Annotated in this window: 8 protein-coding genes, 4 tRNA genes and 1 pseudogene; 4 read left to right on the forward strand and 9 right to left on the reverse strand. The window is 66.8% G+C overall.

Annotated elements, in window-relative coordinates:
• Nucleotides 1-127: 127 nt before the first annotated feature.
• Nucleotides 128-949, forward strand: a pseudogene (locus tag L5G33_RS08060) (transposase); the annotation flags it as partial.
• A 113-nt stretch (nucleotides 950-1,062) separates the two neighbouring features.
• On the opposite strand, the gene L5G33_RS08065 reads toward L5G33_RS08060, so the two are convergent.
• The 4 genes from L5G33_RS08065 to L5G33_RS08080 all read right to left on the reverse strand — a co-directional run bounded on the left by L5G33_RS08065 (nucleotide 1,063) and on the right by L5G33_RS08080 (nucleotide 1,625).
• Nucleotides 1,063-1,136: transfer RNA gene (locus L5G33_RS08065), tRNA-Phe, on the reverse strand.
• Nucleotides 1,137-1,169: 33 nt separating this feature from the next.
• Nucleotides 1,170-1,243: transfer RNA gene (locus tag L5G33_RS08070), tRNA-Asp, on the reverse strand.
• A gap of 89 nt (nucleotides 1,244-1,332) precedes the next feature.
• Nucleotides 1,333-1,405 (reverse strand) — tRNA-Glu (locus L5G33_RS08075).
• Nucleotides 1,406-1,552: 147 nt separating this feature from the next.
• A tRNA-Lys gene (locus tag L5G33_RS08080) sits at nucleotides 1,553-1,625 on the reverse strand.
• A 168-nt stretch (nucleotides 1,626-1,793) separates the two neighbouring features.
• On the opposite strand from L5G33_RS08080, the gene L5G33_RS08085 reads away from it, so the two are divergent.
• Entirely contained in the window at nucleotides 1,794-4,859 is a 3,066-nt protein-coding gene (locus tag L5G33_RS08085) for an MMPL family transporter (RefSeq protein WP_236997805.1), read from the forward strand.
• On the opposite strand, the gene L5G33_RS08090 is transcribed toward L5G33_RS08085, so the two are convergent.
• Nucleotides 4,848-5,786: an alpha/beta fold hydrolase gene (locus tag L5G33_RS08090; RefSeq protein ID WP_236997663.1), complete on the reverse strand. Its 939-nt coding sequence runs from the start codon at nucleotides 5,784-5,786 to the stop codon at nucleotides 4,848-4,850. The two genes, L5G33_RS08085 and L5G33_RS08090, sit on opposite strands and share 12 nt — an antisense overlap.
• Nucleotides 5,787-5,867: 81 nt before the next feature.
• On the opposite strand from L5G33_RS08090, the gene L5G33_RS08095 reads away from it, so the two are divergent.
• Entirely contained in the window at nucleotides 5,868-6,770 is a 903-nt protein-coding gene (locus L5G33_RS08095) for an alpha/beta fold hydrolase (protein WP_236997664.1), read from the forward strand.
• Nucleotides 6,771-6,832: 62 nt separating this feature from the next.
• Here L5G33_RS08095 and L5G33_RS08100 read toward each other — a convergent pair whose 3' ends face one another.
• Nucleotides 6,833-7,741, reverse strand: a complete 909-nt coding sequence (locus L5G33_RS08100) for a CopD family protein (RefSeq protein WP_236997665.1) — start codon at nucleotides 7,739-7,741, stop codon at nucleotides 6,833-6,835.
• Nucleotides 7,742-7,748: 7 nt separating this feature from the next.
• Nucleotides 7,749-8,291, reverse strand: coding sequence for a copper resistance CopC family protein (locus L5G33_RS08105; RefSeq protein WP_236997666.1), 543 nt, complete (start codon nucleotides 8,289-8,291; stop codon nucleotides 7,749-7,751).
• A 67-nt stretch (nucleotides 8,292-8,358) separates the two neighbouring features.
• Here L5G33_RS08105 and L5G33_RS08110 point away from each other — a divergent pair, with 67 nt between their 5' ends.
• A complete protein-coding gene (locus tag L5G33_RS08110; RefSeq protein ID WP_236997667.1) occupies nucleotides 8,359-10,389 on the forward strand; it encodes an NAD(+) synthase in 2,031 nt (676 codons plus the stop codon).
• Here L5G33_RS08110 and L5G33_RS08115 read toward each other — a convergent pair.
• Both L5G33_RS08115 and L5G33_RS08120 read right to left on the reverse strand, forming a co-directional pair.
• Nucleotides 10,383-10,865 carry a DUF1877 family protein gene (locus tag L5G33_RS08115; RefSeq protein ID WP_236997668.1) on the reverse strand — a complete coding sequence of 161 codons (483 nt, stop codon included), beginning with the start codon at nucleotides 10,863-10,865 and terminating at the stop codon, nucleotides 10,383-10,385. The genes L5G33_RS08110 and L5G33_RS08115 overlap by 7 nt on opposite strands.
• 1 nt (nucleotide 10,866) lies before the next feature.
• Nucleotides 10,867-12,294 carry a WS/DGAT/MGAT family O-acyltransferase gene (locus L5G33_RS08120; RefSeq protein WP_236997669.1) on the reverse strand — a complete coding sequence of 476 codons (1,428 nt, stop codon included), beginning with the start codon at nucleotides 12,292-12,294 and terminating at the stop codon, nucleotides 10,867-10,869.
• Nucleotides 12,295-12,435: the final 141 nt, after the last annotated feature.

The raw sequence follows: 12,435 nt of genomic DNA on the forward strand, positions 1-12,435 counted from the left end.
GGCCATTCGAATACTGCGACGACCTCACGCCGGTCCAAGCAGAGCAAGCGCACTACGCTCACCACCAGGCCCCAGCCACCGCTGGAGCCTCAAACTAAAAAGTCTCCGGACTTGCCGGGGCGATTCAGACGGCACCCACGTCGTGGACTGGCAGTGGTGCGATCACGAGAAGAAGATCGCCTGGCACCAGATCCTGACCCGCCAACCCGCACCACGTATAGCCGTCATCGACGGCGGCCAAGGTCTGCTCGCCGCGATCGCCGAGGACTGGCCCACCACCCGGGTACAGCGCTGCTACTTCCACATCTTCCAAACCGTCCGACGACACCACACGTTCAAACCCCGCCTCGATGCCGGGCGCGAAATCCTCACCCTGACAAAAGCTTTGATGAACGTCCGCAACGCCGACCAAGCTGTCCTGTGGCTGCAGGCCTACAACGTGTGGGAACAGAAATGGGACCAATTCCTGCGCCACCGCACCCACGCCAAAGCCCACGCAGTGCGCCCGGCAGGCGTCTCCGAACGCAGTACCCGGTGGTACACCCACCGTGACCTACGCACGACACGCTCGCTGTTCCGCCGACTCATCACCCAGGAACACCTGTTCACCTGGATCGACCCCCGCCTGACCGACGACGAGCACCCACTCGCGCGCACCACCTCACCACTCGAGGGCGGCCCCAACAAAGCCATCAAAGACATGCTCCGCACCCACCGCGGGATGCCCGCCAACCACGCCCGACGCGCCGCCGAGTGGCTCCTGAACAGCTACACCGCCCACCCACACGACCCATGGACCCTCGTACGGCCCGAGCACTACAACCCGCCACCGAAACGACCCAAGGAAACACCCCTCGAGGACGAACACATCGGACCACACTTCGGCACCGACTTCAGCTGGGAAGACGGCAACGGAATCCAACACGGCTGGGGCGGCAAAACCAGCTAAAACCTCAACCGACACACCCAAGCCGTACACACATTCTGGCCTTTAACCCTTTAACACGGCCTTTAACCCAGAAACGAAGAACCCCCACTCAATAATGAGTGGGGGTTTCAACGTGGCCAGAGTCGGGATCGAACCGACGACCTTCCGCTTTTCAGGCGGACGCTCGTACCAACTGAGCTACCTGGCCAGAGAAGTGTCGGCAAGACAACCGAACCTCAAGCGACCCTGACGGGACTCGAACCCGCGACCTCCGCCGTGACAGGGCGGCGCGCTAACCAACTGCGCCACAGGGCCATATTCTGTTGTGCGTTTCGACCTTAGCCGATCCGCTCCGTTACACCGAATCAGGTGGTTTGGAGCTTCTCGACATCAGTCGATCTGCGTACCCCCTACGGGATTCGAACCCGCGCTACCGCCTTGAAAGGGCGGCGTCCTAGGCCGCTAGACGAAGGGGGCCGGTGCTTGTTCCCGCTGGGAGCGAAGACAACTTTATGGCACACGCTTCCGAAAACACAAATCGCCAGTTCAGGGCATGTTCTCGCAACTTCTCCCAGAAACGAACGCAGGCCACGGCACCGGGGTGCCGCGGCCTGCGTCTCACTGTGCCCCCAGCAGGGCTCGAACCTGCGACCTGCGGATTAAAAGTCCGTAGCTCTACCAACTGAGCTATAGGGGCATGCCGCTCAAATGCAGCGGTTCCACTCTACATACCCAGCATCGGCCGACGACAGCGCCCACACCCTCGAATATGCCCGTGACGAGCAACACAATAGACCATTCGTTCTATGTGACCTACGGTTCCATTAAAGCGGCGCAGCTCGCCGCCCGAAGCACAGGAGATCCGATGGCACACGGCCCCAGCCGCACGTTCATGCGTGTCGGCACGTTCACCCACCGCCACGCGTGGCTAGTCGTCGGCTTCTGGATCGTCGTCGCCGCAGTACTGAACGTGTCAGTCCCGCAGTTGGAGACCACGGTCTCACAGACGTCGGCCGACTTCCTCCCGCAGTCTCTGCCGGCGAACCAGTACCTCGAGGAGATGTCGCGCGACTTCGACGCGCCGGTGTCGAACGCCGTCAGCAGCGTCGTCCTGATCAACGACGACGGGATCGGAGCCGACGATGAGGCGTACTACAAACGGCTCGTCACCCGGCTCCTCGACAGCGAGGACGTCGCCTACGTGCTCGACTTCGCTGGGCACCCGATCACGCGCGAGGCTGCGGCGAGCCCGGACGGCAAGGCGCTGACCTTGCTGGTCGCGGCCGAGGGATCCGTCGGTTCCACGCGGGCACACCATGCGACGCAGGGCATTCGAGCCGAGATCGATGAGGCCGACAAGCCAGCCGACCTGCAGACCTACTACACGGGCCCCACCGCCACACTCGCCGATCTGTTCACCGCGATCGACGTGTCGCTGCTGATCATCACGCTGGTCTCGATCGGGTTGATCACGCTGATCCTGTTCGCCGTCTACCGACGGTTCTCGACCGCGGCCGTCCCGCTCATCAGCTTGGGTATCGGACTCGCAGTCGCCCGCCCGGTGATCTCGTTCCTCGGCGGCCACGAGTGGCTGCCCGTCTCGAACTTCACGATCGCGATCATGACTGCTCTGGTCCTCGGCGCGGTGACCGACTATGCGATCTTCACGCTGTCGTCCTACCAGGAGGCCAGACGTCAGGGCCTGCCCGTCGGCGACGCGGTGGCGTCTGCGAGCGGCCGCACCGCCCCGATTCTGGTGGCGTCGGCGCTGACGATCGCGGCAGCCTGCACGTCGATGGCCTTCACCTCGATCGGCATGTTCCGGACCGCCGGCCCGCCGACCGCGATCGCTGTGCTCATCGCACTGGCCGTCGCACTGACACTGCCGCCGGCTCTGCTGTCGCTCGCGGGACGACGCGGCCTCGCCGAACCCGGTCCGTCGTCGGAGAAGCGGTGGCGTCGACGTGGCGCACGCATCATCCGCCACGCGGGCGCGTACGCCGCCGTATCGCTGCTCCTGCTGCTCTCGTGCGCAGCCATCCTGTTCACCCATCAACGGAACTGGGACGAATCGTCGATGTTCGTGCACGCGAACGAGTCGACCCTCGGCTATGACGCCGTGTACAAGCATTTCGGGGCCAACGCGATCGCACCCGAGTACCTGCTCATCCGATCCGATCACGACCTCCGTAACACGGCCGACCTCGCGGCGCTCGAACTGGCAGCCGACGCAGTCTCCCGGGTCGACGGCGTCCGCACCGTCCGATCAATCACTCGACCGGACGGGAAGCCGCTCACCGAGTCGGCCGCGGGCTACGTACCGGGCCAGGTCGGCGACCAGCTCGGCGACGCGTCGAAGCAGCTCGGCGACGCACGCCCGGACCTGCAGCGTCTCGCGTCGGGTGTCGGCGAACTGACCGACGGAGCCGATGAGGCGTCCGCGCGCATGCCGGAATTGGTCGACGGCACCGATCAGGTGGTGTCGATGGCGACCGGGGTCCTCGACTCGATGGAGTCGGCTGAACGTTTCGTCGACGCCGCGACGGGAGGGAAGTCCGATCTCGCGGGTGCAGCCGACGAACTGCGGACCGGACTCGACCGGGTCGCACCCATCGTCCGTGACCTACGCAAGGCCGCCGATGCGGCGCAGCCTGCCCTCGACGGCTTCGACGAACTCTTCGGCCCGCTCCTGCAGTCACGCAGCCCCGCATCGTGTTCGGCCGATCCGGCATGTGCCACCGCGCGCGCCGCGTTCGACCAGTTGAACAAGGCGACCGGAGGCAAGGCCCGCCGCACGCTCAACGGTCTCCGCGACGCGGCGGGCGTGCCGGCGCAGGCGTCGCGGCGAGTGGAGGCCTCCATGGCTCCGCTGAGGGAACTGCTCGGATCACTGCAGAGCCTGCTCGGACAGCTCGACGGACGCTCCCCCGACGAGATCCGCTCCGACCTCGCACGGTTGAAGACAGGCGTCGGCGAGCTCTCGACCGGAATGACGCGACTGTCCGACGGCCTCCATCAAGTACAGGACGGCACCGAGCAGCTGACGACGCTGACGGACAAACTGCACGACGGCCTGCGCCTGGCGACCGACTATCTCTCGGACATGAGCGCGGCGACGTCGTCGGGCGCCGGGCGCGGCTTCTACCTTCCGCCTGAGGCGATGGAGAACCCGCGATTCGTCGAAGGTGCCCGACTGCTGATCTCGCCGGACGGCACGACCGCGCGAATGATGGTGACGTGGGGTGTCAACCCGTACGGGCCCGAGGCACTCGACCGGGTTCGTGACCTCGCGCCCGCCGCGAAGGCCGCGCTCGCCGAGACGGGATTGAAAGATGCCGAGGTCACGAACACCGGTCTCGCGTCGTTGTCCGCCGACATGGACGACCAACTGGTCCGGGACCTGCTCGTCTTCGGCCTCGTCGCGATCGCCGCGGTGACAGTGGTTCTCGCAGTCCTGCTGCGGAGCATCGTCGCACCGCTCGTGCTGGTCGTGACCGTGATCCTCTCGTTCGCCGCGGTCCTCGGGCTGAGCACCCTCGTGTGGCAGCACATCATCGGGATTCCGCTCGACTGGTCGGTGGCACCGGTGTCGTTCATGGCGTTGATCGCTGTGGGCGCCGACTACAGCATGCTGTTCGCGTCCCGGATCCGAGAGGAGTCGGCTGGGCGCGGAATGATGTCCGGGATGATCCGCGGCTTCGGCAGCACGGGCAGCGTCATCACGACCGCAGGCGTCGTCTTCGCGATCACCATGTTCGCGCTGATGAGCGGAACGACCCTGAACCTCGTCCAGATCGGTTTCACGATCGGGCTCGGTCTCCTGCTGGACATCCTGGTGGTCCGATCGTTCCTCGTGCCTGCGACGATGGTTCTGCTCGGCGACGCGATGTGGTGGCCGAACCGAAAGCCTCGCCACGCGTCAGTGGACTGATTCGGCTCCGACCGCTGACTCGACGGCCTCGACGAGGGGCGGGATGAAGTCTTCCGCGCCGAGCACGCAGCAGGCGTGGCCGCCATCGACCTCGAACCGTCGCGCGCCGGGGATGCCGTCGACGAGCAGCTGTTGGCGTTCGGGTTGGACGATCTTGTCGCGGGTGGACACCACGACCGACGTCGGCACATCGATCTCGCCGAGCCACGGACGTGAATCGAATCGCGACATCCCTGCCGCGAACACGCCTTGATCGCCGAGCTTGGTGGACGACATCTGCGCGATCCCCCACCGGATGTGATTGCCCCGCCAGTTGTCGAGCCGTTCGTCGGTCGGCGTCGGCAGGATTCTGTCGGCGTACCTGAGCATCCGCCCGATCCGCTCCTCCGCCGCGAGTTTGACGGGGTCGATGCTCGAGAAGTAAGGGCCCGTCGAACAGAGGACGAGGCCGCCGACACGGTCGGGATGCCTCCGCCACGCGAGCTGCCCGATGCCGCCGCCCATCGAGAAGCCTGCGACGGTGAATCGGTCGATGCCGAGCTGGTCAGCGACCGCGACGACATCGTCGGCACAATCGTCCAGCGAGAACTCGGCGGAGCGGATGCCGCGCCCGTGCCACCGGTGGTCGATGGTGACGACGTGGAAGTCTTTGTTAAGCGCGGGAATCGACGGATACCAGCAGAGGATCCCCGACGTGCTGACGCCATGAAGCAGGAACACGGTCGGCGCGTCGGCGGGCCCGGATTCGGTGATGTACGTGGTGCCGCGGCCAGGGAGTTCGAGTCTCCGGCCGTCGGGAAGGTCGCGGACCGGGTACGGCTTCACCGTGTGGCGCACCGCCCGCTGCGCGGTTCCGAAACCGGTGACGGTGGCGTCCCAGAAGCGGCTGCTGGTGCCGTCGGCGGTCTGCGCACTGCGTTCGATCATGCGACCGAAACTACACCCGCCACCTTGGACGTTTCTGTGAATCCGTATCAATCTCGGCGTGATCTGACATACTTTGCCGTCGTGATCCCTATCGACCGCCCGAAACTCGAAGGCTCCATCGCTGTCGGTGACAAGCGCCGACGGCGCATCGGCTTCTCCGAGTTCGGCTCCCCCGACGGCCCGACGATCGTCTGGCTCCACGGCACTCCCGGCGCACGCCGCCAGATTCCGATGGAGGCGCGCGAGTACGCGGAGGAACGCGGCTTCCGCCTGATCGGTTTGGATCGGCCGGGCGTCGGCTCGTCGACGGCCCACTCGTACTCGTCGATCGCCGACTTCGCGCACGACTTCCAGACGGTGCTGAACACCTTGGGCGCCGACAAGTTCTCGGTGATCGGGTTGTCGGGCGGCGGCCCGTACTCGCTCGCCGTCTCGCATGTGTTGGCCGACCGGGTGGTGTCGACGGGCATCGTCGGCGGCGTGGCTCCGGTGAGCGGCCCCGAAGCGGTCGGGGGCGGCGCACTGGCGTTCGCGAAGCGGTCGGTTCCGTTGATCGACGTCGCGGGCCGCCCGATCGGAAAGGCATTGAGTACAGTTCTCTCGGTTGCGCGCCCGATCGCCGATCCCGCGATCAGCCTGTACGCCCGATTCTCCCCCGAGGCCGACCGGGAGCTGTTGGCGCGCCCCGAGTTCCGCGCGATGTTCTTGGACGATCTGCTACACGGCGGCAGCCGTCGCATGGATGCGCCGTTCGCCGACCTGCAGCTGTTCGTCCGCGACTGGGGATTCCAGGTCGGCGACGTCCAGGCGCAGATCGAGTGGTGGCACGGCGACGCCGACAACATCGTGCCCTACGCCCACGGCCTCCACATGGTGTCGCTGCTCCCCCATGCCACCCTGCACACCCTCCCCGGCCAGAGTCATCTCAGCGGCCTCAATTGGTCCATCGACATCATCGACACGCTCTTGGAGTCGTGGGACTGACTTCTAAACGAACTTCGGCACTTTCTTTCGGCCACCCGCCGAAAGAAAGTGCCGAAGTCGTTTCAGAGTGTGCCGGTCGTCGCTAATCCTGCGGCCAGGCCGAGCACCACGGTCAGCAGCACGACTTCGATTCCGGCGTTGCGGAGGGAAGTCGCCTCGTCGACGCCGTGCCGTCGGGCCTTCGCGAGCCACGTGGTGCGATGCCATCGAGCGAGGGCTGCGGCAGCGATGAGCAGGATGAGTTTGGCGACGAGGATTCGGCCGTAACCGGTGTCCCACCATTGGGTGCCGACGCCGATCCGCGCGACGGCGGCGATGATTCCGGTCGCGGTCAGGACCGCGACCACGCCGAATGCGCGTTCGGAGAATGCGGGCAGCGATCGCGCCCACCCGCCGCGCCCACGGACGGTGACGACGAGGGCGCCGATCGTGCCAACCCACCATGCTGCGGCGAGGGCGTGCGCACCCACGACGACGGGCACCCACGACGACTGTCCGGCGTGCCCGGTGATGGAGGTGACGAGGATGCCGACGCCGGCGATCGCGGCGACGACGTACGCGTTGGCGGGCCCGGTGCCCCGCGCCGTCCACCACGACCAGGCGAGGACCGCGAGGGATCCGAGCACGCACACGATGACGGGGAGCCCGGCGTCGACGCCGGTGGTGACGTCGCGGAGCGTTACGTCGAACGCCCCGACCCCGACGCGTTGCGCCACTTGCAGCCAGGCCGCGACGAGCGACGTCGCACCCCACACTGCGGCGACGACGGCGACCGCGACCGGCGCGGGGTGGGCGTCGACGAGGTCGAGCATCCCGAGCCCGAACAACAGGCTGACAGCGGTGAGCGCGAGCCCGTCGGCCCACGCGGACGGCTCGGGTCCGTCTGGTCGGGCCAGTGCCCAGGTGATGACCACGCCGACGAGTACAGCGAGCGTCGCTGCTGCGGCGACGGTGACGCGGCGACGGGTCATCCGGGGATCAGCTGCGGCGACGCACCAGCACGAACGCGATGCCCGCACCGATCAGCAGGACGATCACGACCACCGGAACGACGATGTACCAGGCTTTGATGCCACCTTCGCTCTCCGACGGGGCCTCGTAGTCTGCTGGCACGGCCGGACCGGCCACGCCGTTGCCTGCCTCGGTGAGGGTGAACGTCGTCTGACCTTGGACGGGGTGCCCGTCCGCGGACGTCACGCGATAGTTGACCTTGTATTCGCCTGCGGGTCCGAGCCCGTCGATCGCGACCGAGATGTCGCGCCCGTCGATGGTCGGTTCGCCCTTCTGCCAGAAGTGATTGTCCGGGCCGACCACTTTGAGAGTCGCGTACGCCTCCTGCAGATCTTCGTTGAAGGTCAGCGTCACCCGGTCGGGCGCGGTCGAGAGCGACGCCCCGTCCTCCGGGGACGCTCCGGTCCGCGACGAGTGCGCCGACGCCGGGCCCGCGACAACCCCGCCGAGCAGCGCGACGATCGCGATCACGACGGCCGCGACCGTCGAACGTGTGAACAACCGGAACATCACAAACTCCCACGACTCAGACTGATTGGAGACGAGTCCATCGTTGCATGACCTCTACCCTGTAGGTGTGTCGGTCTACTCACATGGTTTCGCCCGCATCGCGGCCGCTGTCCCGCCCGTCGCTCTCGCCGACCCGGTGGAGAACGCGGCCCGCACCGTAGAACTCGTCGCGCGCGCTCACGACGAGGGCGCTGCGCTCGTCACATTCCCCGAACTGGGGTTGTGCGGGTACAGCGTCGACGACCTCGTCCAACAGGACGCGCTGCTCGACGACGTGATGGACGCGTTGATGAGCATCGTCGAAGCGACGCGACGCTATTCTCCGGTGGTTCTCGTCGGTGCGCCCCTGCGCATCGACGACGCCCTTTACAACTGCGCGGTGGTGATCCACGACGGCCAGGTGCTCGGTGTCGCCCCGAAGTCGTACATACCGAACTATCGCGAGTTCTACGAGCAGCGGTATTTCGCGGCCGCCCGAGACGCCGTCGTCGACACGATCACGGTGGGCGACCAGGAGGTTCCGTTCGGCGCAGACCTCGTCTTCGACGCCGTCGACCTCCCCGGCCTGCGTTTTCACGCCGAAGTGTGCGAGGACGGATGGGTCCCGATCCCGCCGAGCACGTGGGCTGCGCTCGCGGGCGCCACGTTGCTGATCAATCTGTCGGGCAGCCCGGTGACGGTCGGCAAGGAGGAATATCGGCGGACTCTCGCGGTGAGCCATTCGGCGCGCAACGTCGCCGCGCACTTGTACGTGGCGTCGGGGTTCGGCGAGTCGACGACCGACCTCGCGTGGGACGGCGATGCACTGATCACCGAGAACGGGACGGTTCTCGCCAGGTCGGAGACGTTCTCGATGACAGCGCAGCTCGTCGTCGCCGACATCGATCTGGACCGGATCAGGCAGGAACGTTCCCGTCTGATCAGCATGCGCGACCAGGTCGGCGACTTCGCCGATCGGGCCCGCGAGATCCGCCGCATCCCGTTCGAGCTCGACCCCGCCGACGACGGCGCAGGCAATCTGCGTCGGCCGGTCGCACGGTTCCCGTTCGTGCCGTCCGGGGTCGCCGACCGCGACGAGCGGTGCCGTGAAGTCCTCGACATCCAGGTGCAGGGGCTCGTCGGACGGTTGAACGCGACCGGGATCGGCAAGATCATCATCGGCGTCTCGGGCGGGCTCGACTCCACACTCGCCCTGCTCGTCGCCGTGCAGGCGTTCGACCTGCTCGGGCTCCCGCGCACCGACATCCACGCGTACACGATGCCCGGGTTCGCGACGGGCGGCGCCAGCCTCGCGCGCAGCCACGTTCTGATGGATTCTCTCGGCGTCACCGGGAACGAACTGGACATCCGGCCGTCGTGCACGCAGATGCTCGCCGATCTCGGGCACCCGTTCGCCGACGGCGAACCCGTGTACGACGTGACGTTCGAGAATGTGCAGGCGGGCGAGCGGACGTCGCACCTGTTCCGGCTCGCGAACTACCTGGGCGGCATCGTGTTGGGCACCGGCGACCTGTCGGAACTCGCCCTCGGCTGGTGCACGTACGGCGTCGGCGATCAGATGTCGCACTACAACGTGAACGGTTCGGTCCCGAAGACGTTGATCCAACATCTGATCCGGTGGAAGATCGCGACCGCCGGCTATCCGGAGGCGACGATCGGCGCGCTGCGCGAGATCGTCGACGACGTCATCTCCCCCGAGCTCGTGCCCGCGGACGCCGAGGGCAACATCCAGAGCACCGAGGACTCGGTGGGGCCGTACGAGCTGCACGACTTCTTCCTCTACCACCTGACCCGCTTCGGCTACCGGCCGTCGAAGGTCGCCTATCTGGCCCGCCAGGCGTGGGGCGACAAGACGCGCGGCGTCTGGTCGGACATGATGACCGAAGACCAACGCAACGAGTACGACGACGAGACCATCGCCGCGTGGCTCGAGGTGTTCTTGAAGCGGTTCATGGCGAACCAGTTCAAGCGGACCGCGATGCCCAACGGCCCGAAGATCGGTTCCGGCGGTTCACTCTCCCCGCGCGGCGACTGGCGTTCCCCGTCGGACGCCCCGTCGGATGCGTGGCTCCGCGAACTCCACGGCCCCCGTCAGTAGATCGACACCAGCAGGTCGAGCCGGTCCGCCTGGCACAGGCGGTGGATGTTCAGCACGTCGGCGAACGCTGCGCGCAACCAGTCGGCGGGTTCGTCGGCCCACGTCTCGGGATACACCTCGGCGGCGGTGAACGCCGGGAAGTCGACGGCGTGCAGGAGTGCGTCGAGGTCGACTGCCTCGAGCGCGTCGATGATGCGCGACAGTTCGTCGTGCGGTGTGACGCCGACGAGGTCGTCGCTCTCGAACGCGTACACGCCGACGACCGCTTCGCTCAGTGCGTCGTCTTCGATCGGGTCGGTCGCGGTGCGCCCGGTGAGCAGGTAGTGCAGCCCGTCCCACGCCTTGTCGATGTCGACCGACGGTGCACCGGATTCCAGGACGCTCTCCACGTATTCGACGGCGTCGTCGGGGTCGACGTCGGCCAGCCGGTCGGCGACGCCGGTGGGCACGCCTGCATAGACGGCGAGGAGCCCCATGTCAGGCGTCCGCCCCGAGGGTCTCGCCTCGGTCGACGGCGTCGAGGAGCAGGGCGAGCTGATCGTGGAACGCCGACGCCAGCGCCGAGATGTCGTTGGCGAGGTCGTTGCAGGTCAACAACCCGACGTTGAGTTCGCCCGCGGCCGAGAACACGGTCATGTTGAGTCCGAGCCCGTGGAAGATCGGCGCGAGCGGATACACCGATTCGACGCGGCCGCCGAGGAGGTACATGTCCGACGCCGGTCCGGCGACGTTGGAGACGATCGCGTTGAAGATCGGCGGGTGCAGTGCGGCGACGCGCCGATCGCCGTACAGACGCATGAGGGTGGCCATTGAGTTTCCGGGCGCGAACTCGGCGAACGACCGGAGCATGTTGTCGTCGATCTCCTGCAGGTGCGCCTTCGACAGGGTCGCGTACTCGCGGGCCACCCGGATGCGTTCGACCGGGTCGGCGACGTTCGACGGCAGTCGCGTGAACATGCCGGTGACCTTGTTGGTGCCGGACACGACGAGGTCCTTCTCCTCGGCGCCGCGCACCGATACGGGCACGAGGCCGACGAGCGGCGCGTCGGGGAGTTCGTCGTGCGCCTCGAGGTATTCGCGGAGGGCGCCCCCGGCCATGGCGAGGACGACGTCGTTCACTTTGACGCCGAAGTGCTCTTTCACGCGTTTGACGTCAGCGAGCGGGAGTTGGGTGAGCGCGATGGAGCGCCGCGCGGTGAGCGGCCCGTTGAATCTGGTGTGCGGCGCGAGGAACGGGGCAGGCATCCCCTGCCCGCTGCGGACGCGACGGAACCATTCGAACGGGACGGGCACCGTCTTCGGGATGAGTTTCAGGGCGGCGACGGGGCGCTGCAGGAAGACGTTGATCGCGCCGCCGACCGCGAGGTCGCGTCGCGACGCCGAGCCCGCGGTCATCGCGACCTTCCCGGGGTCGACCACCGGCGGTTCGGGGGTCGACGTGGCGAGTTCGCCGAGGAGGTCGGCGACGGTGGCGCCGTCGACGCACGCGTGGTGCATGCGCAGCATGATCGCGATCTTGCCGTCTTCCATGCCTTCGAGGATCCACATGTCCCACAACGGCTTCTTGCGGTCGAGGACTTGACCGATCAGGTGGCTGCACGTCTGCGAGAGTTCTTCGACGCGTCCGGGCGACGGCACCGCGATCCGGTGGACGTGGCGTTCGATGCGGAAGTCGTCGTCTTCGATCCACACCGGGTGGTCGACGTTGGTGAGCGAGTCGGCGAGTCTGCGTCGCAGCGACGGGAGGGCGGTGACGCGTCGTGCCATCTCGGCGCGCATCGTGGTGAACGTGTATCCGCCGGGGACGGTCGTCGGATCGAGTTGCAGGATCGCGGCGACGTTCATCACCTGCGACGGCGTCTCCAGATACAGGAACGACGCGTCCAGTCCGCTGAGTCTTTCCATGCCGCAACCTCTGTTCTCACACGCCATCTACCCGTTTCCGCTGGTCGAGGGGGCCGTGCGACGGCCGAGCGTCTCGGCTGGTCGAACGGAGCCGAGACCCCTGACACATGCTTCACAGTAGCCCTGTGGCGAACCCGCGCG

Source organism: Gordonia liuliyuniae, from assembly GCF_021738805.1.
GTDB classification, from domain to species: domain Bacteria; phylum Actinomycetota; class Actinomycetes; order Mycobacteriales; family Mycobacteriaceae; genus Gordonia; species Gordonia liuliyuniae.